This window comes from Deinococcus grandis (genome assembly GCF_001485435.1).
Classification (GTDB): domain Bacteria; phylum Deinococcota; class Deinococci; order Deinococcales; family Deinococcaceae; genus Deinococcus; species Deinococcus grandis.
Window position 1 is genome coordinate 41,753 of the sequence record NZ_BCMS01000004.1, and the last position, 17,960, is coordinate 59,712.

Annotated in this window: 16 protein-coding genes and 1 pseudogene; 8 read left to right on the plus strand and 9 right to left on the minus strand. The window is 66.7% G+C overall.

What is annotated here, in order from left to right; genetic code table 11:
- Window positions 1–224 precede the first annotated feature (224 nt).
- Window positions 225–1,685, plus strand: coding sequence for a peptidoglycan D,D-transpeptidase FtsI family protein (locus DEIGR_RS17775; protein ID WP_160329964.1), 1,461 nt, complete (start codon window positions 225–227; stop codon window positions 1,683–1,685).
- A 12-nt stretch (window positions 1,686–1,697) separates the two neighbouring features.
- Here the strand turns inward: DEIGR_RS17775 and DEIGR_RS17780 are convergent, their stop codons facing one another.
- The 5 genes from DEIGR_RS17780 to DEIGR_RS17800 all read right to left on the minus strand — a co-directional run bounded on the left by DEIGR_RS17780 (window position 1,698) and on the right by DEIGR_RS17800 (window position 6,220).
- Window positions 1,698–2,372, minus strand: a complete 675-nt coding sequence (locus DEIGR_RS17780; RefSeq protein ID WP_058979642.1) for a response regulator transcription factor — start codon at window positions 2,370–2,372, stop codon at window positions 1,698–1,700.
- A 618-nt stretch (window positions 2,373–2,990) separates the two neighbouring features.
- Window positions 2,991–3,485: a DUF3105 domain-containing protein gene (locus DEIGR_RS17785; RefSeq protein WP_058979644.1), complete on the minus strand. Its 495-nt coding sequence runs from the start codon at window positions 3,483–3,485 to the stop codon at window positions 2,991–2,993.
- Between the two features lie 91 nt (window positions 3,486–3,576).
- Window positions 3,577–4,146, minus strand: a complete 570-nt coding sequence (locus tag DEIGR_RS17790) for a TlpA disulfide reductase family protein (RefSeq protein ID WP_058979813.1) — start codon at window positions 4,144–4,146, stop codon at window positions 3,577–3,579.
- Between the two features lie 197 nt (window positions 4,147–4,343).
- The gene (locus tag DEIGR_RS17795; RefSeq protein WP_058979646.1) at window positions 4,344–5,390 is read right to left on the minus strand and encodes a C39 family peptidase; all 1,047 of its coding nucleotides are present in this window, start codon (window positions 5,388–5,390) and stop codon (window positions 4,344–4,346) included.
- A gap of 197 nt (window positions 5,391–5,587) precedes the next feature.
- Window positions 5,588–6,220 (minus strand): DUF305 domain-containing protein, encoded by a 633-nt coding sequence (locus tag DEIGR_RS17800; protein WP_058979647.1) that lies wholly within the window; start codon window positions 6,218–6,220, stop codon window positions 5,588–5,590.
- Window positions 6,221–6,289: 69 nt separating this feature from the next.
- On the opposite strand from DEIGR_RS17800, the gene DEIGR_RS17805 reads away from it, so the two are divergent.
- The 3 genes from DEIGR_RS17805 to DEIGR_RS17815 all read left to right on the plus strand — a co-directional run bounded on the left by DEIGR_RS17805 (window position 6,290) and on the right by DEIGR_RS17815 (window position 9,257).
- Window positions 6,290–7,408, plus strand: a complete 1,119-nt coding sequence (locus tag DEIGR_RS17805) for a sensor histidine kinase (RefSeq protein WP_058979649.1) — start codon at window positions 6,290–6,292, stop codon at window positions 7,406–7,408.
- Window positions 7,409–7,432: 24 nt separating this feature from the next.
- Window positions 7,433–8,221 (plus strand): WD40/YVTN/BNR-like repeat-containing protein, encoded by a 789-nt coding sequence (locus DEIGR_RS17810; RefSeq protein WP_083524291.1) that lies wholly within the window; start codon window positions 7,433–7,435, stop codon window positions 8,219–8,221.
- 136 nt (window positions 8,222–8,357) lie between these two features.
- The gene (locus tag DEIGR_RS17815) at window positions 8,358–9,257 is read left to right on the plus strand and encodes a prolipoprotein diacylglyceryl transferase (RefSeq protein WP_058979653.1); all 900 of its coding nucleotides are present in this window, start codon (window positions 8,358–8,360) and stop codon (window positions 9,255–9,257) included.
- A gap of 135 nt (window positions 9,258–9,392) precedes the next feature.
- On the opposite strand, the gene DEIGR_RS17820 is transcribed toward DEIGR_RS17815, so the two are convergent.
- Window positions 9,393–10,082, minus strand: a complete 690-nt coding sequence (locus tag DEIGR_RS17820) for a response regulator transcription factor (RefSeq protein ID WP_058979655.1) — start codon at window positions 10,080–10,082, stop codon at window positions 9,393–9,395.
- A 127-nt stretch (window positions 10,083–10,209) separates the two neighbouring features.
- On the opposite strand from DEIGR_RS17820, the pseudogene DEIGR_RS19985 reads away from it, so the two are divergent.
- Window positions 10,210–10,920 (plus strand): annotated as a pseudogene (locus DEIGR_RS19985) (IS6 family transposase).
- A gap of 457 nt (window positions 10,921–11,377) precedes the next feature.
- Window positions 11,378–12,718, plus strand: a complete 1,341-nt coding sequence (locus tag DEIGR_RS17830) for a replication initiator protein A (protein WP_083524292.1) — start codon at window positions 11,378–11,380, stop codon at window positions 12,716–12,718.
- An 89-nt stretch (window positions 12,719–12,807) separates the two neighbouring features.
- Here the strand turns inward: DEIGR_RS17830 and DEIGR_RS17835 are convergent, their stop codons facing one another.
- Window positions 12,808–15,612 carry a UvrD-helicase domain-containing protein gene (locus tag DEIGR_RS17835; protein WP_236704963.1) on the minus strand — a complete coding sequence of 935 codons (2,805 nt, stop codon included), beginning with the start codon at window positions 15,610–15,612 and terminating at the stop codon, window positions 12,808–12,810.
- Window positions 15,613–15,747: 135 nt separating this feature from the next.
- Window positions 15,748–16,257: a single-stranded DNA-binding protein gene (locus tag DEIGR_RS17840; protein WP_058979659.1), complete on the minus strand. Its 510-nt coding sequence runs from the start codon at window positions 16,255–16,257 to the stop codon at window positions 15,748–15,750.
- A 162-nt stretch (window positions 16,258–16,419) separates the two neighbouring features.
- On the opposite strand from DEIGR_RS17840, the gene DEIGR_RS17845 reads away from it, so the two are divergent.
- Both DEIGR_RS17845 and DEIGR_RS17850 read left to right on the plus strand, forming a co-directional pair.
- Window positions 16,420–17,142: a hypothetical protein gene (locus tag DEIGR_RS17845; protein WP_058979660.1), complete on the plus strand. Its 723-nt coding sequence runs from the start codon at window positions 16,420–16,422 to the stop codon at window positions 17,140–17,142.
- Window positions 17,139–17,396 carry a hypothetical protein gene (locus DEIGR_RS17850; protein WP_058979663.1) on the plus strand — a complete coding sequence of 86 codons (258 nt, stop codon included), beginning with the start codon at window positions 17,139–17,141 and terminating at the stop codon, window positions 17,394–17,396. The genes DEIGR_RS17845 and DEIGR_RS17850 overlap by 4 nt, the downstream gene beginning before the upstream one ends.
- Before the next feature lie 8 nt (window positions 17,397–17,404).
- Here the strand turns inward: DEIGR_RS17850 and DEIGR_RS17855 are convergent, their stop codons facing one another.
- A complete protein-coding gene (locus DEIGR_RS17855; protein ID WP_160329965.1) occupies window positions 17,405–17,929 on the minus strand; it encodes a hypothetical protein in 525 nt (174 codons plus the stop codon).
- Window positions 17,930–17,960: the final 31 nt, after the last annotated feature.

Below are 17,960 nucleotides of genomic sequence, written 5' to 3' on the forward strand. Positions count from 1 at the left end.
GCCAGGCGCTGAACGCAAAAAGAGCGGCAGCTCGGCCTGACTGACTGCGGAACGGTCACGCCGGGATGGCCAGGAGAACGTGGTCAGGGTCGGGCCTAGGATGGCCAGCGCTGATCAGGGGCGCCCGCGCGGAAGACGGTGGGAGAGGTTCTGCGGTCCCGCTGGCACTCCGGCGGTGTACCTTTACAGAAACGCAATACGTGACCTCTAGACTGATCGGGTTCATGAGGTTTCCCCACTTGTTTCAAGGTTCACATCAAGCCCGGCAGCGCCGCCGGGTTCGCCTGATGTGGACGGCTGCCTTCCTTGCGTTCACGTCACTCCTCCCAGCATTCTTCAAACTGTCCTGGGCCGGGGAACCGCGCGTAAATGCGGTGACGCCCACCCGCGGCGCCATTCGCTTGATGGACGGCACCCTGGTGGCCGTCCACACCCCCCAGGGCCGGCAGTATCCCCTGGGCCCGATGGCGGCGAACGTGGTTGGGTTTCTGGGCGCAGATGGAGGTCTGGAAGGACTGGAGCGAACGCTGAATGCTGAGCTTGCGCAGGGCAAGTCCCAGACCCTGACGCTGAACGGCACCATCCAGGCGGCGGCCGAGCAGGTGTTGGAAGAGGCGGTCAAGCGGGTGGAAGCAGCGTCAGGGTCTGTGGTGGTAATGGACCGCCACACCGGGCACCTCCTGGCGGTTGCCAACTGGCCCACCTTTGATCCTGGTGCCTGGGCAGGAACCGTTCCAGCGCAGTGGCGCAACCGGGCATTTGTGGACGAGTACGAGCCGGGCAGTGTGATCAAGGCACTGACGGTGGCCGCGCTCCTGGAAGAGAACCTGACGTCACCGGCGCAGGTGTATGAGACGCCGATGCGCCGGCCGTACGCCGGCACGGTCATCAATGACCTGGTCCCGCACCCCTCGGTCCTGCGGACGTGGGAGATCCTGCGGTACTCCAGCAATGTTGGGATGACGCGCTTAATCGAAAACGTGCCGCCCATGACCCTTCACCGCGCGTTTCAGGCCTTCGGACTGGGCCTGGCAGTTGAGCTTCCCGGCCCCACTGCAAACGGGAGCCTCGCCGCTCCAGACAGATGGACGCCCTTGACGCAAGCCACCATGTCGTTCGGGCAGGGCCTGAGCGTGACCAACCTCCAGATGGCCGCTGCGTTCAATGTGATTGCGAATGATGGCGTGTATATCGCCCCCCGACTTTCTCCCGACCAACCGCGGCGCACGCGCCGCGTGCTGCGCCCAGATGTCGCCCGCACCATGCAGCGGCTCCTTCACGCGGTCATTGATGAAGGCATTCAAAGCCGCGCAGAATTGCCGGGGTATCATGTGGGCGGAAAAACTGGTACAGCGCAGGTCGCTATCGGCGGCCGGTACAGCAGCGAAGTGTTTACCAGTACGTTCGCTGGCTTCTTTCCAGCCGAACAGCCGCGTTATACCGTGACGGTGATGGTGCGCGGCGCAAAACGTGAATATCAGGGCTCGCAGCTGGCCGCCCCGATTTTCCGTGACATCACCGCCTACATCCTCTCCATGAATGGCGCGCTGCCTGCACTGATCCCGCCGCCCACCACCCACGAGGCGGATGAGGTCGGAGCCCAGTCGGACCGTGCTGCAGAGCGCTCCGCGAGGGCTTCCAGAGAGGCAGCCGGGCCGGAGGCAGGCCCCGTACATGGACCATGACACGTGCTGCAGCTACTCGTCAGCGACTTCTTTAAAGCGGTACCCGACGCCGCGAACGGTTTCGATAAAGCGCGGTGTGTCCATGGTATCCCCTAGTTTACGGCGCAAGGCCGTCATGTGGACATCCACGACACGTTCCGTGCCCGGAAAGTCCAGACCCCAGATGCGTTCCAGCAGCCGTGTCCGGGTCCAGGCAAGTCCAGCGTGCTGCGCCATGGTGGCAAGCAGTTCAAACTCCAGTTTGGTGAGGTCGAGCCGTTCGCCCGACAGTCGCGCTTCCCGGCCGCGAACATCTATCAGGAGCTCACCCGCGCTCAGGATGTTCTGGATGCCTGCGCGGCGGAGCAGCACCCGGATACGGTCCGTCACTTCACACGGACTGAAGGGCTTGACCACATAATCATCCATCCCACTGTCCAAACCGTGCAGTTTGTCAGCTTCTTCGCCGCGGCCGGTTAACATCAGGATCGGCAGGGTCAGCCCTGCGGCCCGGGCGGCGCGGGCCAGGTCCAAGCCCGAGCGGCCAGGCAACATCCAGTCCAGCACGGCCACGTCCACTTGTGTTAGCAGAGGCCACGCGCTCAACCCATCTTCCGCGTCCAGCACGGTATAACCCGCGGCGCCCAGATAGGCACGCAGCACCTCCAGGATGGCTGGGTCATCATCCACGATCAGCACCTGCGTCACGGCGAATGGCCCCGGTCAGCTGGGCACCGGCTGATGGGGGTTACCTTCCTGAGATGAGGCGTAGGTGCCCAGCGGCAGGACACATGACCGTGCGGCATACGCACCACTGTGCTGGGTTCCTGTTAAGTTCCTGTCAAGACGTGAGAGGACAAGCAGGGTCAGCAGGCCCACTGCCGCCGACTACTCCACGCACTGCAGAATTTGAGGCGAGCCTTGTCTGACCTTGCGCCTGAACACAGTGTGCTCCTGTTCAGCGACCGGGGCACGGGCGTGATCAAAGGGTGCGGCGCCGAAGCACGCTGGACCAGTCGCCGCCGGTCAGAAGACCCCGCGACAATTCGAAGTCCACACAGATGGGCCCTGGCGGACCGCACTGCCGCCGGCCGTCCCCTTGATGCCCGCCGCCACGACGTTCTGTCCACACCGCGCCTGGCGCCGTTGATGCCGCGTCGCCCAGGACAGCCTGTTGTGGTGTTCATGTGGTTCCGCCGGGCGCAATGTGGCGCGCGGTCTGGCCCTCCTACCCCTGAGCCCTGTGCGCACGGCGCTCTCACCCTCCCGACTTCGGGTTGCATCTGACCGTGGACCACGGCGGAGAAGAGAGGTTCAGTTGCCCGCTCAGACCGTATCGTCGGACGCGCCCGTGCAGGAAGCGCCAACCTCAGGGGCTTCACCGGCCTGCTCGTACTTCTGGATGAACTGCGCGATGCGTGCATCCCCGGCGTCCTGCACTTCAAGTTGTTTGTTCCAGGCTGTCACAATGATCGGCGCCGACTGAGACTCATGAGGAGAGAGGAGGGTGGAGGAACGCCCATCCACCAGCCCTTTGAGCTGCTGCACCTGACTGGCGCCCAAGTCCGGCTGATACGACACCCATACGGCGCCGTGCTCCAGGCTGTGGACGGCGTATTCATCGTAGATGGGTCGGTCGTACACCCCGCAATTCTGCCAGGTACTGTTGTGCGCCCCGCCCGCCGGTGAGCGCTGGGCATAGTCCAGTCGCCCAGCTTGGTGCAGCCCACCTTCATTCTTGAAGCTCTTCACGCCCTCAATTTCACCGCCGTTTTGGGCACAGGCAGCGAGCAGGACGGCGAGCGGCAGAAGACGTTTCATGGCACTCCTTTCACAGATTGACCTTGCGACGGTCGAATTGAGCGAACTGAGGTGGAGTCGGACACGAGCCTTTCCCTGAGGGCGTTCGATATCACAGCGTGGGCACCCCGATCTTTTGAAGGCCGATATTCAAGCGTTCCCGACTCAGGCCGCCCCGGTCCACATGCTGAACCACGCCATCAGCGCTGATGAAGAAGGTCTCTGGTACGCCAGCCACCCCGTAGTTAATGCCCGTCCGCGTGCCAGGATCACGAAGGTTGGGGTAGGCCAAGCTGTACTCGCGGATAAAGTCGCGGGCGTTCTGCTCACTGGGCTCCAGATACAGCACGCCGAGGACCACAAGCCCCTCCTGACCCGTCTGACGCGTACTCAGTTCCCGGAAAAGGGGCGCTTCCTCACGGCAAGGCCCACACCAGGACGCCCAGAAATTGAGGATGACCGGCCGTCCCTGGAGTGAGACGAGGCTGATGGTAGAACCGTCGAGGGTCTGCAAGGTGAGCGGAGGCGCTGATTTCCCCACAAGAGGACCGCCATCAGTGGCGTTGCGCGCGGGACTCAGGAGGGTGGCCGCCAGAAGAGCAACCAGACCAGCAGCCAGGAGGGGGGGCAAGAGCTGGCGCCACAGGGGCGGACGTGGTGAAGCGGAGAAGAATGGTGTCATGTGTGGCTCCAGGACCACGACCATTTGGGCGTGGGCGTTTGATGCTCAGGGGGCCGGGAAAGTCCAGCAAGACAGTTGCGACGCATCTGCAGCCGGGGGTGAGGCCTTTCCGACGGTCAGACATGGCGAACACGGAGGGCCACGCCTCGATCTCTCCGCGCACGCGGTGACCTCAGCCGTCGTGCCCGACTGCTCCTTCAAGGGCGCGGCGCCATCACGTAGGCCATGCCGCCCGCATGGTTCAGCCACAGCCGTTCGAACACGGCCCGGGGGTACGTGCGTTTAACGGTCGCGTCGGACGGCGCGGCCGGGTCGTTCACGACCGGGTTCCCTCGGGCGTCAAAGCCAGCCAGGACCAGCAGATGCCCATTCGACCACGACAGGGGCGCGCCAGGGAGTTCGCCCGCTTGAAACCGAATGCTGACGGCCAACGGTATGCTGCGCTGCACGAACACCTCCGCGTCCCGCAAGCTTCCCAGGCGGGTGACATACGCCTGGAGGCCCTGTCCCCCGGCGTAAGCGGTATTAAACGACCAATTGCCATACCCGTCGTACGCCTGATCAAAGGTGGCTGCGGCGGCGACCGGCACCGGTACAGGCCGGTTCCAGAAGCCGAGCAGCATGCTGACGCTGGTGGGACTGCACCAGACCTCCCCACCACCCGGGTAGATCATCTGCGACCGGCGGGGAACGTCGAGCACGCGGTTCCAGGCATTGTGCTGGCCGGCTTTGCCCTGATCTCTCAGGCGCAGCGCGGTGTCAGACGTATTGACGGACAGCAGGTGAACTTGGAGACCCGCGCCTAGGGTCACGCGCGTCTGAAAGGCGGTGCTGCGGAAGCCCAGCGTCAGGGTGTCGGTGTTGACCGTGCCGTCAGCTGTGCGTGTGACGGGCGCGCTGCGCCGCGCGCCACTGGCCCGCCAGGTGCCGAATCCGAAGTACGGCGTCCAGCGGCCATCGGGCCTGCGCACCCGCACCTCGAGCTGCAGGGCGCTGCCCGCTGGGCCCGTCACGTTCCAGCTGGGAATCAGCTCATTGAATGGCGCGACTTCCATGACGGGGGTCTCCAGCCGGCCCCCTGCCGTGGCTGGCAGGACCTGCCAGGTGGACGGCACACTGGTCTCGGCCTGTGCCGCCTGAATCAGAGGGGAGGGAACGCCAAAACTGGTCTGCTGAGCGTAGGGTGCGGCGGCCCCCACAGACAACAGGCCTGTTCCGAACAAGGTCGTGCGTGCAAGCTTCACAGTCCTGACCTTAAGTGCGCCCTGTTTTGTTCGTGTTAAGGCGAACGTGGGGCCCGCACGCCGCCTGGGCCTCGCCAGCTTCACCCCATGTGGAAGGCACCCGCGCTGGGTGCCTTCGGCCGGTTCTTGTGGTGAGGTCTGGCCTGGACGCGGCGGATCTTATCCGCTGCTGGCCCCTCCGCCTGGGGCGCCGCGCCTTACAGGCCGCGCTTCTTGAGCCACGTGCGGTAGTCGAGCATTTCTTTCGCCTGCGCCGTGATGATGGTTTTGGCAAGGCTCAGCACACGGGCGTCCTGCCCCTGCTGCAAGGCGAGGTTGGCCATGTCGATGGCGGACGCATGGTGGGGCAGCATGCCCTGCACGAACGCCACATCCGGGGTCTTGGACTTCTTCACCATGTCGGCCATGCCGCTCATGCTGCTTTTCATCTGGTTGGCCATGGCGGTGTTCACACCGCCCATGCTTTTGAGGAGGGTGTTCATCTGGGTAATCTCGCGGGTCTGATCCTTGATCACGGCGTTCGCCCAGGCTTTCACGGTGGCGTCCTTGCTCACCGGGAGCGCGGCCTTGGCCATATCCACCGCCATCTGGTGATGGGGCACCATCATGCTCAGGAACGCGCGGTCAAAGGCTTTTCCCTCGAGTTTGGTCAGGGCGCTCAGGTCCATTTTGTCCATCTTCATGGCGCTGGACGCGTTGCCCATGCCCGGCATATTGCTGTGGTCCATCCCGGCCATGCCCTGGGCAAGGGCCGCGCCGGTCAGCAGGGCTCCTGCCGTCAGGAGGGTGATCAGGCCAGCAGGTTTGGGAGTGCGTCGTGTGGTCGTCATACCTTCACCCTAGAGAAGACATGTAAAGTTCCTGTAAAGCCCGCCCCGCGCGGTAGGCTCAGGGGGCGTATGCGCCTGTTTCCCCGACTGCTGCTCAACCACCTGGCCGTGATGGCGGTGCTCAGCGTGGTGCTGCTGGTGGCCGCAGAACTGGCGGCGCATCCGTTCATTCAGCACCACGTCAACGAGATGGTGCAGCTGCTGGGGGACGCGGGGGCCGCCATGCGCGGTGACCTGAATGAGGGCATGCGCGCCACCCTGACCCGCGCGCTGTTCAGTGCCCTGCCGCCCGCGCTGCTGGTGGCGGCCGTGACCGCGTGGGTGGCCGCGCGCCGGGTGACGGCGTCGGTGCGCACCCTGCAGGCGGGCAGCGCCGCCCTGGCCCGGGGGGAGTACCGCCGCCGCCTGCCGGAAGGCGGGCAGGATGAACTGGCGGAGCTCGCGCACAGCTTCAACACCATGGCCAGCACCCTGGCCAGCGTGGAGCAGTCGCGGGTGGAACTGATCGGGAACGTCGCGCATGAGTTGCGCGCGCCGGTCGCGGCGGTGCGCGGGTACGTGGAGGCCGCGCAGGACGGCGTGATGGCGCATGACCAGGCCTTGAGCGCCATTCAACGGGAACTGGCGGGCCTGGAGCGCCTGGCGGGGGACCTGAGTCTGGTCAGCCGGGTGGAGGCCGGGCAGGTGGAGTTGACGCTGCAGGACGTGCTGGTGGCGGCGTTGCTCGCCCAGGTGCAGGACCGGTACGCGCTGGCGTTCGAGGACAAAGGCGTGACACTCCAGGTAGACGCAGGCCGGGCAGGACTGCAGGTGCGGGCGGATCCGGCGCGATCAGTGCAGATTCTCGCGAATCTGCTGAGCAACGCGCTGCGGCACACCGCGCCGGGCGGTGCGGTGCGGGTGGGCGCGCAGGACGCCGGCGGTGGGGTGCGCCTCGTGGTGCAGGACACCGGCACCGGCATCGCGCCCGAGCACCTGCACCGGGTGTTCGAGCGCTTCTTCCGGGCGGACGCGGCCCGCACGCGGGGGGAGGGCTGTGGCGTGGGCCTGACGGTCGCGCGGGGCCTGACGCGGGCGATGGGGGGCGAGTTGAGCGTAACCTCCACGCCCGGTGTGGGGAGCGTGTTTCAGGTGGAGTTGCCGGCCAGCAGGGACCGGCTGGACCCGCCCGCCTTTACAGAAACGTAACGTCCGACCCGTACGGTGGGCGGGATGAGACGGATGGTCGGCTGGGGGGTGGGGGCGGCGCTGGTGCTGGCGCTCGTGGGGTGCGGGCGGGCGCCGAAGGCGCAGACCTTGAGTGGGGACTTTCACGCGCTGCAGGTGCTGGGCAGCGGCACGATCCTGTACGGGGAGCATGCGGGGGTGCGCCGCAGCGTGGACGGGGGGCGGACGTGGGCCGCGCCGGACGGGGCAGGCGACGCCATGGCGCTCACCCGGACCCGGGACGGCACGGTCCTGGCAGGGCATGAGGTGCTGAAGGTCAGCCGGGATGACGGCCGGACCTGGACGGACCTGGGGTTCGGGAACCTGCCGGGCCGGGACCTGCACGGGTTCGCGGTGGACCCGGGCCGGCCGGAGGTGTGGTACGCGAACGTGATGGGGCGGGGGGTGTTCCGCACGGCAGACGGTCAGGACTGGACGCACCTGTCGGACGCCACGGCGGGCGCGTCGGTGCTCGCGGCAGGCCCGCAGCCCGCGCTGTACGCGCTGGACGCCCAGGGTCTGCTGGTGTCGCCGGACGGCGTGACCTGGACCCGGCGCCCGGACGCGCCGCGCGGCGTGCATCTGGATGTGCACCCGGACAGTGGCGTGCTGTTCCTGGCGGGGCCGGACGGCGCGTTCCGGTCCACCAATCAGGGGCGGACGTGGACGTCCCTCGCGTTGCCGGAAGGCGCGCGGCTCATCGCGGTGTCGCCTCAGAATGGGGATCAGTTGATCGCGGTGGGGCTCAGTGGCGCGGTGTACCGCTCGGCGAATGGTGGAGGCCGGTGGCAGTAAGGGAAGGGGGTGCACCGGGGTTCGTGCCTTGACCCCCGTCACGCCCTGACCTGCCGGACCGGCTCCATCACCTGTCTGACAGAAGCTTAACGAGCTTTGGTTACGGTAAGCAGCGTTCCAATCGTAAGGAGGACAGATGGATCCGGTGTTTGTGCAGATTGGCAATTTCACGATTGCCTGGTACGGCGTGCTGATCACGCTGGGGATTGTCGCGGGCGTGTGGCTGGGCACAAAGATGGCGCGGGAGCGTGGCCTGAACGTGGACCTGTTCAACGACATGATTCTGTGGATGATCGTCTGGGGCCTGGTGGGCGCCCGGCTGGTATTTGTGGCCACCTCCTGGCACCAGTTCGAGAACATTCCCTTCCCCCGGGTGCTGCTGGACATCGTCAACCTGCGCCAGGGCGGCATTTCCATTCACGGGGGCCTGATCGGCGGCATTCTGGTCATGCTGTACTACGCCCGCCGCAAAGGCATGGATTTCTACCGCTACGCCGACCTGTGCGTCCCGGGCGTGGCCTTCGGCATCATCGGTGGGCGCATCGGCAACATCATGAACGGCACCGACACCGTGGGCCGCGTGACCGGCTGGCCCGTGGGCTTCCGCTGGCCGGACAGCGCCCGCGCCTTTCACGACGGCATGTGCATCAAGAATGCCAACCCTGACATGGACCTGTCGCAGTACTGCCAGCGCATTGGCGATCAGCTCGTCATGACCGCGCCGGTGCACTTCACCCAGCTGTACGGCGTGATTATCGGCATCATCCTGTCGGTCGCCGCCTTTTTCTGGCTGCGGTCGCGCATTCCCGGCTGGGCCTTCTGGCAGTTCTGGCTGTGGTACTCGATTCTGCGCGCCGGCTGGGAAGAAACCTTCCGCCTCAACCCCCTGTCGCCCAGGGCCTACCTGAACCAGGGCCTGGACGCCCCCGGCATCGGCTTCTTTACCGACACGCACCTGATCAGCATTCCCCTGATTCTGGTCAGCATCTGGATGCTGCTGCGGTTGAGAAGAAGGACAGCGGCCGTGCCGGTGTAGCGCCTGATCCGCAGTGCTCCCATGGCCATTCTGGTGGAACCGCGCCTCCCTGTTGAGCCTGGGCCCGCCTCGGAAGGTCCTGGGGGATGAGGGTGGTCCACCGCAGTGGAAGTGAGGTGGGCGGTCTCCAGATGGTCAGCCCGGTATGGCCCGGGGCGCGTCCTCATCGCGGAAGCGGTACCCGACGCCACGCACCGTCTCCAGAAAGCGGGGGGCGTCCGGGGGATCACCGAGTTTGCGGCGCAGGGCGGTGATGTGCACGTCCACCACGCGTTCGGTGCCCGGGAAGTCCGGGCCCCAGACGCGTTCGAGCAGGCGTTCGCGGGACCAGGCCATGCCGGGGTGCTGCGCCATGGTGCTGAGCAGGTCGAACTCCAGTTTCGAGAGTTCGACCCGCACGCCGGCCAGGTGGACGTCGCGGGCGCGCAGGTTGATGGTGAGGTCGCCCAGCGTGAGGGTGTGGTGCACGCCGGCGCGGCGCAGCAGGGCGCGGATGCGGGCGGTGACTTCGCGGGGGCTGAACGGTTTGATCACGTAGTCGTCCACGCCGCCGTCCAGGCCCAGCAGTTTGTCGTCCTCTTCCCCGCGTCCGGTAAGCATCAGGATGGGCAGGCTCAGCCCGGCGGCGCGGGCGCCCCGGGCGAGCTGCACGCCGGTCATGCCGGGCAGCATCCAGTCGAGCACGGCGAGGTCCGCGCGGGGCAGCAGGGCCCAGGCGTCCGGGCCGGTCTGCGCTTCGAGCACGGTGTGCCCTTCGGCGCGCAGGTACACGCGCAGGACCTCCAGGATGGCGGGGTCGTCATCGACAATCAGGACGGTGGGCATGGCCGGCCTTCAGGGTGACAGGGTGAGGGGAGGGCGTGGTGAGGGAGAAAGGGAGCGGGCGCAGGTGCAGGGGCGCTGGGTGTGCCGGGACGGTTCTGGCAACTTAACCTCTGTAGGCTGGTGAGCTGTGACTGACCGGAAGCCCTACCGCCACCGTTTTCCCCTGAGCGTGATCGGCTACGCTCTGCGGCTGTACCACCGCTTCCCCCTCAGCCAGCGGGACGTTCAGTAACTGCTCCACGAGCGCGGCATCCAAGTCAGTCACGAAACGCTGCGGCAATGGAACATCAAGTTCGCCCCACTCCTGACCGAGGAACTGCGCCATCGAGAACCCCGGCGGGGTTCTCGATGGCATCTGGATGAGGTCTGCGTCAAGATCGGCGGGGTCAAGCATTGGTTGTGGCGAGCGGTCGACGAATACGGGGACGTGCTGGACATTCTGCTTCAGGAACACCGAGACACCCAGGCGGCCAAGTCCTTTTTTGTCCGCCTCCTGGGGGAATACGACGTGCCGGAGGTGATCCATACCGACAAGCTGTGGAGCTATGGGGCGGCGCTGCGTGAGGTTCCCGTGCTCCACGCCGTGGAGCACGTTCAGGTCATCTCCACCGCCCGCTGTAACAATCTGGTGGAGCAATCTCACCGACCCACCCGGCAGCAAGAACGAAGCCAACTGGGCTTCAAGCGCCGGAAACGAACACAAGAATTCCTCGCCCTGCACGCCCGAGTCTCGAACCTCCATCGACACACGCGAACCACCGTTCCCGCCACCCTCAGACGAAGCCATCAATCCGCAGCTCTTCTCCGCTGGCGAGAGGCGATGCAGCAGGTGGCTTGATTCTCAAGCCACCTGCTGAGCTACTCCGGCCTCACTCAGGTTAAGTTGCCAGAACCGCGGTGACACACCCGTTGAAAACCACCATCCACCCGGAGACACACCTGTTGAAAAAAGCACGGCACGCGGTGACACACCCATTGAATCCAGACGGCCACCCCAGTGACACACTGGTTGCTAAGCCCAATCAACCGAGTGACACACCCGTTGCACAGGCGGTGTCCCACCCGTCGCGTCCCCTGTGACACACCTGTCGCACCCAAAACACGCCCGGTGACACACCTGTCGCATTGATCACCCACCACGGTGACACACTCATTGCATCCACGGTGACACACCCATTGCAACCAGGCAGAAAACCGCGATCCAGTCGACATCCAATACCCGTCACTGATGATGTCATCATTTCAAATCTTTACTTCTTTTTTCCAGAAGTACCCATAGAATCATCATCACGACCTTGAAGATCCAGCCGCGCCACCACGACGACCTCAACCTCTCCCGCCTCAACCTCATCGTGGCGCTGGACCAAGTTGACATGCAGGAATGGAGCGTCACTTACGAGTCCCGCGGCCGCATCGTCCGCATCAGTTGCGAAGCAGGCGTCAAATACGCCGTCCCACACGGCCTCGACAGTGACGTCAGCGCGGCCCTGATCAACCTCTACATCGAAGAAGGCATGCCTGACGACGGCCGCATCACCGTCGCCGCCACTGCCCTGCTTCACCTGTGCGGCTGGCACAAGTCCGGCAAGTACATGGGCCTGCTGCGCGACTGCCTCGAACGCCTCCACCAGGCGAACTACACCGTCTCCGGTGGATGGCGCGACCACCCCAAACAACGCTGGACGCACGCGAAATTCCACTTCATCGAGTCACTGAACTTCACGACACTCGACGGCGTCGGCCTCTTCGACGAACGCTCCATGATCGTTCTCCGCCTCGCCGAAGACGTCACTGCCAGCATCCGCAGTGGATACCTCAAACCCCTCGACTCCGAGTTCATGACCTCCCTCTCCCGCCCACGCACCCGCGTGCTCTACCGGGTCCTCGACGCCGCCCGCTTCGACCCGGAAAACCCAGACCGGCAGGTCGATACCCTCACCTTCCCCGTCCTCGCCTGGGGCGACCAATGCAAGATCCCCAGCGAAGGTCAGGCCTGGCGGGTCATCCGCGCCCTGACCTCCCCACACCAAGAACTGATCAAACGCGGGTACCTCGCCGACGTCATCCTCTCCGGCCGCGGCAAAGACCAAACCGTCCGCTACGAATTCGCCCGGGACTTCACCAAGGTCGACCCGGCCCTCATGCGCAAGTTCCGGGAGTATGGCGTCGCCGACGGCATGGTCCGCAAACTCGTCCGGGAACACGGCGAGAGCTTCCTGACAGAAACCATCACCCGCTTTGCCGCACTGGTCTCCTCCGGCGTCCTGGTCGTCCGGAAAACCAAAGCCGCGGCCCTGATGCACCTGATCGCCCATCCCGACGACTACCCCTACCCGAATAAGGCCGCCCCACCCCCCACGAAAGCTGCACCAACCATGCAGCCTCTACTCGCTGAACCCAGCCTTGAAGAAGACTTCGCGGATCTGACGCCCGAGCGGGCAGCAGACCGCCTGATCCGCCGACTGGACCTGCACTACCGGAAGTTGCTCCGCGCGCCGGACTACGACCAGATCCGACACCGCGTCCTCACAGGCGACATCATTCCAGCAGAACTCCTGCGAACTGCCGTATCGGCCGTCGCCGCTGGAAAACAGGAACAATTCGTGGCCAACTTGAGGCAAGCAACCGGCCACTGACAGGGATCACTCAACATCGATGTCGAGAGGTGAATTCTCTTCCCCCTGTTCCTGCCCCAACTCCACAAAGTGTCTCCGCACGATCACGCTCAACTGGCCTGGAGGCGGCCTAGCTCTGCTGGCCGGATGAACGGCGCGAGCGGCTCCGCCCCATCCAGCAGTTCCCCACTTGCCCGGTCGAACCGCAATTCCACGTCCCCCAGTGCCACGCGCAGAACCCGCCCGCTCAGCCGCACCTTGCGCGCCAGGCGCACGCGCAGCAGCGGCCCTTCGAACACGCACACCGGCACGCCCGATCCGAACAACGCTGGAATGGCCAGCCGCGCCTGCCGCGCTGCCTGCTCGAACAACGCCAGGTGCACCTCGTACACCGCCACGTACGGCGCCTCCACGCCCTGCAGCAGCGTCAGACCGTCTGCCGCCCACGTGCGCAGCAAGGTCCGGTCCTCCTCGGCGAGCGCCTCCAGCCGCTCGCGTACGAGACCCACCGGCATGGGCGTGCCCCCACCGAACAGCGGCCACGCCCCCCGGGGATCCGTCAGAGTCGCCACCGGCGGTCCCCCCTCCGGCAGCGCCGGCAGCATCGACCGGCACCCCGAGCTGGGCGGCATCACCGACATCGTCAGGACAGGCGAGGGCGCCGGAGCCGCACTCTCCAACACTTCAGGCCAGGCAAATACCTCAGGCGCGACCTCCTCCACTTCTCCAGCGGGAAGGACACCCGGCACCACGAGCTGCTGCGCCGCCCACGCCTCCTTCCCATACGCGAACCGCAGCACCCGCTGCGCCCGCGTCACCGCCACGAACTGCACGGCTCGCTCCTCCGCCTCGTCCCCCTGACTCAGTGGCATCAGTTCCGGGTACAGGATCGTCACCCGCGGCCACTCCTTGCCCTTCGCCCGGTGCACGGACGCCAGCAGCACGTCCGCCTCCGCGTCCTCCCGGCACAGCTGCCCCAGCAGCGTCAACGCGTCCACCTGTGTCCCCATCCCCGTGCGCCGCGACACCACCCACGCCAGGTACCGCAGGCAGCGGCCCACGTCCAGGAGTTCCGTCAACGCCCGCCGGGCTCCCTGGTCGCCCGTGCTTGCCCGCGCCTTCAGTGGAGCGGCCGCTGGTTCCAGATACGCCCGGACGAGATCTGTGACTGCGTCGTTCTCGAAGTCCGGTGGGAACGCCTCCGTCACGCCGTCCCGGAGACGCTGCGCGAGATCCCGCCCCGTCACCGCCACACTGAGTTTCCGGCTCATCAATTCCAGCGCCAGGCGGATCAGCGGCGCGTTCGTGCGGCACAGCACCACATCCCCCCGAGCGTACGTGGCCGTTTCCGCACTCACATGCTCGACGATGCCCGGCTCCGCCCGCGGCGCTGGCCGGATGAAGCTCGAGTGCGCCCGCGCGTACCGCACCACCTCACGCGGACAGCGGAAGGACACGCTCAGCGGGAGTTCCAGGGCGTCCACGCGCTCCTTGAGGCGGGACAGCGCCATGGGGTCAGCCCCCGCCCAGGTGTAGATCGACTGGTCGCTATCCCCCACGAAGATCAGCCGCCCAGGGGACGCGGACGCTCCACGCAGCCCCAGCAGGTGCAGCACGTACCGCTGCCGTAGTGGCGTGAGGTCCTGCGCCTCGTCAACGAGCGCCAGGGCCAGCGAGCCCATCCCGTACTCGAGCGTCACGGGCAGCCACAGCAGGTCCGTGAAGTCGGCCGCACCCGCGTCCGACCACAGGTCCGCACCCACCTGATGGAACACGGGGATCAAGTCGATCAGTTCGTCGGGCGCCGCGGGCCACTCTGCCCGGTCGGCGAGCCACTCCGCCCGTTCGGGTGTCAGCAGGTGTAGGCCTTCCTCCCGCGCGATCGTCCACGCCCGCGCAGCTGGAGCATGCAGCTGTGTGCGGTCTGGGATCACCGTGGACGCGACCAGGCGGCCCTTCTCGTCGAGGATCTGCAAGGGGCTGCCCAGCTGCTGCTGCAAGAGGCGGAATCCATGCGCGTGCAGCGTCAGGGCGCGCACCCGGGCCGGTAAGCGCGGCTGGAGGTCCGAGACGGCGTGCCGGTTGTACGCGAAGTACACGCCACGCTCCTCCAGGTGCCACGCCGCCTCCGTCAACGTGGTCGTCTTCCCCGCCCCGGCGGTCGCCCGCAGGAACAGGTGTCGTCTCGACGTCGTGACGGCCGTCATGAACTGCCGCTGCTCGACCGTGAACTGCGCTGGAATAGACCGGGTCATACGCTCGCCTCCTGCCTTCACGGTATGCGGCGTAGGGGTGACCACGCTACGGCGATCACCCTCACCGTTCACCGGCGCCTCCACCACACTCGCCTCCAGGCGAACATGCCCGCCAGATGGCGGGCAAGCCTGGACCTCCTGCACGTGCACCTGATCCTGAGCATGCACCCGGAATGCGAACGTCGCCCCCACCGGACCGCCCTGCGCCAGGCCCAGCACCACCAGGGCCCGCATCACCCCCAGCGCCCCCGCCGAGTCCATGTCCAGCGCCCGCGCAAACATCCCCAGCAGCCCACTGCGCCCGGAGAGCTGCCGCGCGGCCGCCTCCACCTCCAGCAGACCCGCCGCAGGCACCCACGCCACGGGCGCGATGTACCCTGCCCGGCCCGTGCGCGTCTCCAGGCCCCCCGGCACCGCCACAGCCAGCCACGCCGCCGTGAGTTCCGCCAGCACTTCTCCTGCCCGCGCTTCCCCGACGAGTCTGGTCAGGGCCACCTGCGACAGCCGTCCATCCTGGGAGAGACGGTCGTACGCAAGTTGCGCGTCCGCGCTCAGGGTCGGCACGGCAAACCGGGCGTCCGGCGGCGTCAGTGGAGGGGTGAAGGGGATCGGGTCGGGGATTGAGGGGATCGGGCGGGCGCGTGGGGCAGTCTTGGGCATGATGGGGTCTCCTGAACGCCACGGCTGAGCACGTGGGGTTGCAGCGCGGCCTGGCCCCACCGATGCGGTGGGGCCACCCCTGAAGCGAAGGCATGCGGGAGGGGAAGAGGCACGGTCCTCTCCCCCACTCGCGGGTCAGTCGGCGGCGTTCTCCTGCGCGGGCCCCACCGCGTGCCGCTGCCGCTGCCCGCCCGGCAGGCTGAATTCCGGCATGGCCTTCCCGCCACCCCGAAACATGATCAGCGTCCGGTACTTGAACTCCCCGTTCGATTCCTCCACGAGGTGCTCCGGGTCGGTCTCCCGGGCCCCACGGCTGTACTTCAGGGCCTGAGGTAACTTCATCTTCCTGGAGTCCACGGCTTCGAGCTCCCTGAGCTTGTAGAAGCTGCCGTCGTGAATCACGCCCCGGTCTCCATCCGGGCTCGTCCACGGGGTCGCGCCGATCAGCGACCAGTCGAACGTGTCGTGCTGCGCGTACGGCAACTGGAGGCCGCCGCACGGGATCTCCCCCTCGGGGCGGTACCCTCGCCGTCCGTACTCGCGTTGCAGGGCGCGGAGTTCCTGCGGGGTGTTCGCGTACACGGTGATGCGGGTGCCGATGGCGTCGACCAGCACGAGGCTGCTGCGGTGCGGAATCTCGTTCATGGGGTGCTCCTGGAATGAGGACGAAACGGGCGTGATCGGCGTGCGACACGCGTGAACCCCTCTGCCCTGGCCTGCCCCCCGGGCAGGCCACCCCTGACCACTGGGTCCACTGGGACCGCATGTGTTTGCACTCGTCACCCCTACGCACGGGACGCTCTGGTCATGTCCCTGCCCCCACACCCCCACGATGGCGCGCCCGTTCCCGGCGTGTTCGCCCTCCTGCGCACCCACGACGCCCCCGGCGGCCCCGTCCACACCCCACTGCACGTCCTGCACTGCCCGGAAGCGAACGCCCTGCGGGTCGCGCACCTCCTGAACACCCAGGCCGGCCAGGTCCGCTACCACGTCCAGCCCCTGACGGCCCTGAATGAGCAGGATCTCGTCGAGGAGACCCTGCACGTCACCACCGTCCGCTTCACCCTGGCCACCAGTGGCGTCCGGTACAGCGTGAGCCAGACCCGCTTCCTCAGCGTCCAGGCCTTCCACCCACCCCTGGATACGCCCACCGCGCACGGTGGCGGTTTCGCCCCGCACCTCACAGTGACCACCCGTGACCCCCAGTCGGGTCTCCGCCTCGCCCGTCAAGTGCAGGGCGTCCGCTTGTGCGGCGTTCACCCGGCCCTCGCGGCGTGGGTGCGCCACTGGACGGCGTGTGCCATCACCGGCCGCATGGGGGCGTGGCCGCACGCCCGGGAGCTGGGCGGGCACGTCGTCTGGGCGCACCCCACCGGTATGCTCTTCGTCGTAAACGCGGACGGGCTCAGCGTGCCCGCGGCCTTCCTGCAGGAGCGCGCAGGTGAACTCGTCGGACCGGGCGTGGTCTTGCCCCTGGCGGCCCTGTTTGTGCAGAGTAGACCTATGACCCGTACTGGAGTGGCCTCGTGACGGCCGATCAGGAGACCTTCCTGATCGCGGCTGCACTTCTCGTGAACGTCCTGCTGGCCGTCCTGTTCCCCATCCCGCTCCTGCACTGGGCGGTCCTGCTGGCCTGTGGGTTCGTCGTGGCACTGGCCCTACTGAACGTGTGGACGCTTGGCTTTGTTCGGCCCGGCGAGCGGGTCACAGCGGCCCTCGGACGAATGCCCGTGTACCTCACTGGCGGTGTGGCTGCCGCAGGCCTCGTCACGCTGCTTCTCTGATCTCGACCTCAGTCCACGGGGTGCCAGGGGTTCACCTGGCCAAGCGCGGTCTTTCGTTGAATGCGCGCGTCGATGTCTGCCAGCTGCCGCAGTATCTGGGCGTGCTCTGGCCAGATCTCGTCCAGGATGACCAGGAGTGCGCCTTCGGGGAGCGCGCGGCGCAGCGCCGTGAGCCAGTGATCGCTCGTGTGCATCGCCCGCCGCAGGCTCGGCGCGAGCGCCCGCAGGCGGCGCAACTGACGCAGCGCAGCGGGATAGGTCTCTGGGCAGTGGGACTTCATTGAGCGGCGGAACTGCTCACCGCGCACGGCCGCTGCCGCCTCCAGCGCCCCGAGCCGCTCTCGCAGGTCCTCATTCAGCCGGACTTGATGATCAGGACGGCGGTCGCGCAGGACGCCAGTCCGGATCAGGTCACCCTCCAGCCCGGCGTCCATGAACAGAGGCAGGCGGGCACGCTGGCGGTCATTCCAGCGCTGGGCGTTGCGTTCACTGGCCTGCTCGGGCGTGCGTGGGGTGCGGGGCGTTCTCGGCATCCGTGAGACGTGGCCCCGGGGCGGGGCCAGG

Excerpts from the sequence above, each read along its gene's own strand:
- DEIGR_RS17805 (WP_058979649.1), top strand. The coding sequence starts at position 6,290 with ATGCGCCTGTTTCCCCGACTGCTGCTCAACCACCTGGCCGTGATGGCG.
- DEIGR_RS17790 (WP_058979813.1), bottom strand. The coding sequence starts at position 4,146 with ATGACACCATTCTTCTCCGCTTCACCACGTCCGCCCCTGTGGCGCCAG.
- DEIGR_RS17815 (WP_058979653.1), top strand. The coding sequence starts at position 8,358 with ATGGATCCGGTGTTTGTGCAGATTGGCAATTTCACGATTGCCTGGTAC.
- DEIGR_RS17785 (WP_058979644.1), bottom strand. The coding sequence starts at position 3,485 with ATGAAACGTCTTCTGCCGCTCGCCGTCCTGCTCGCTGCCTGTGCCCAA.
- DEIGR_RS17840 (WP_058979659.1), bottom strand. The coding sequence starts at position 16,257 with ATGAACGAGATTCCGCACCGCAGCAGCCTCGTGCTGGTCGACGCCATC.
- DEIGR_RS17835 (WP_236704963.1), bottom strand. The coding sequence starts at position 15,612 with ATGCCCAAGACTGCCCCACGCGCCCGCCCGATCCCCTCAATCCCCGAC.
- DEIGR_RS17775 (WP_160329964.1), top strand. The coding sequence starts at position 225 with ATGAGGTTTCCCCACTTGTTTCAAGGTTCACATCAAGCCCGGCAGCGC.
- DEIGR_RS17820 (WP_058979655.1), bottom strand. The coding sequence starts at position 10,082 with ATGCCCACCGTCCTGATTGTCGATGACGACCCCGCCATCCTGGAGGTC.
- DEIGR_RS17855 (WP_160329965.1), bottom strand. The coding sequence starts at position 17,929 with ATGCCGAGAACGCCCCGCACCCCACGCACGCCCGAGCAGGCCAGTGAA.
- DEIGR_RS17845 (WP_058979660.1), top strand. The coding sequence starts at position 16,420 with ATGTCCCTGCCCCCACACCCCCACGATGGCGCGCCCGTTCCCGGCGTG.
- DEIGR_RS17810 (WP_083524291.1), top strand. The coding sequence starts at position 7,433 with ATGAGACGGATGGTCGGCTGGGGGGTGGGGGCGGCGCTGGTGCTGGCG.
- DEIGR_RS17800 (WP_058979647.1), bottom strand. The coding sequence starts at position 6,220 with ATGACGACCACACGACGCACTCCCAAACCTGCTGGCCTGATCACCCTC.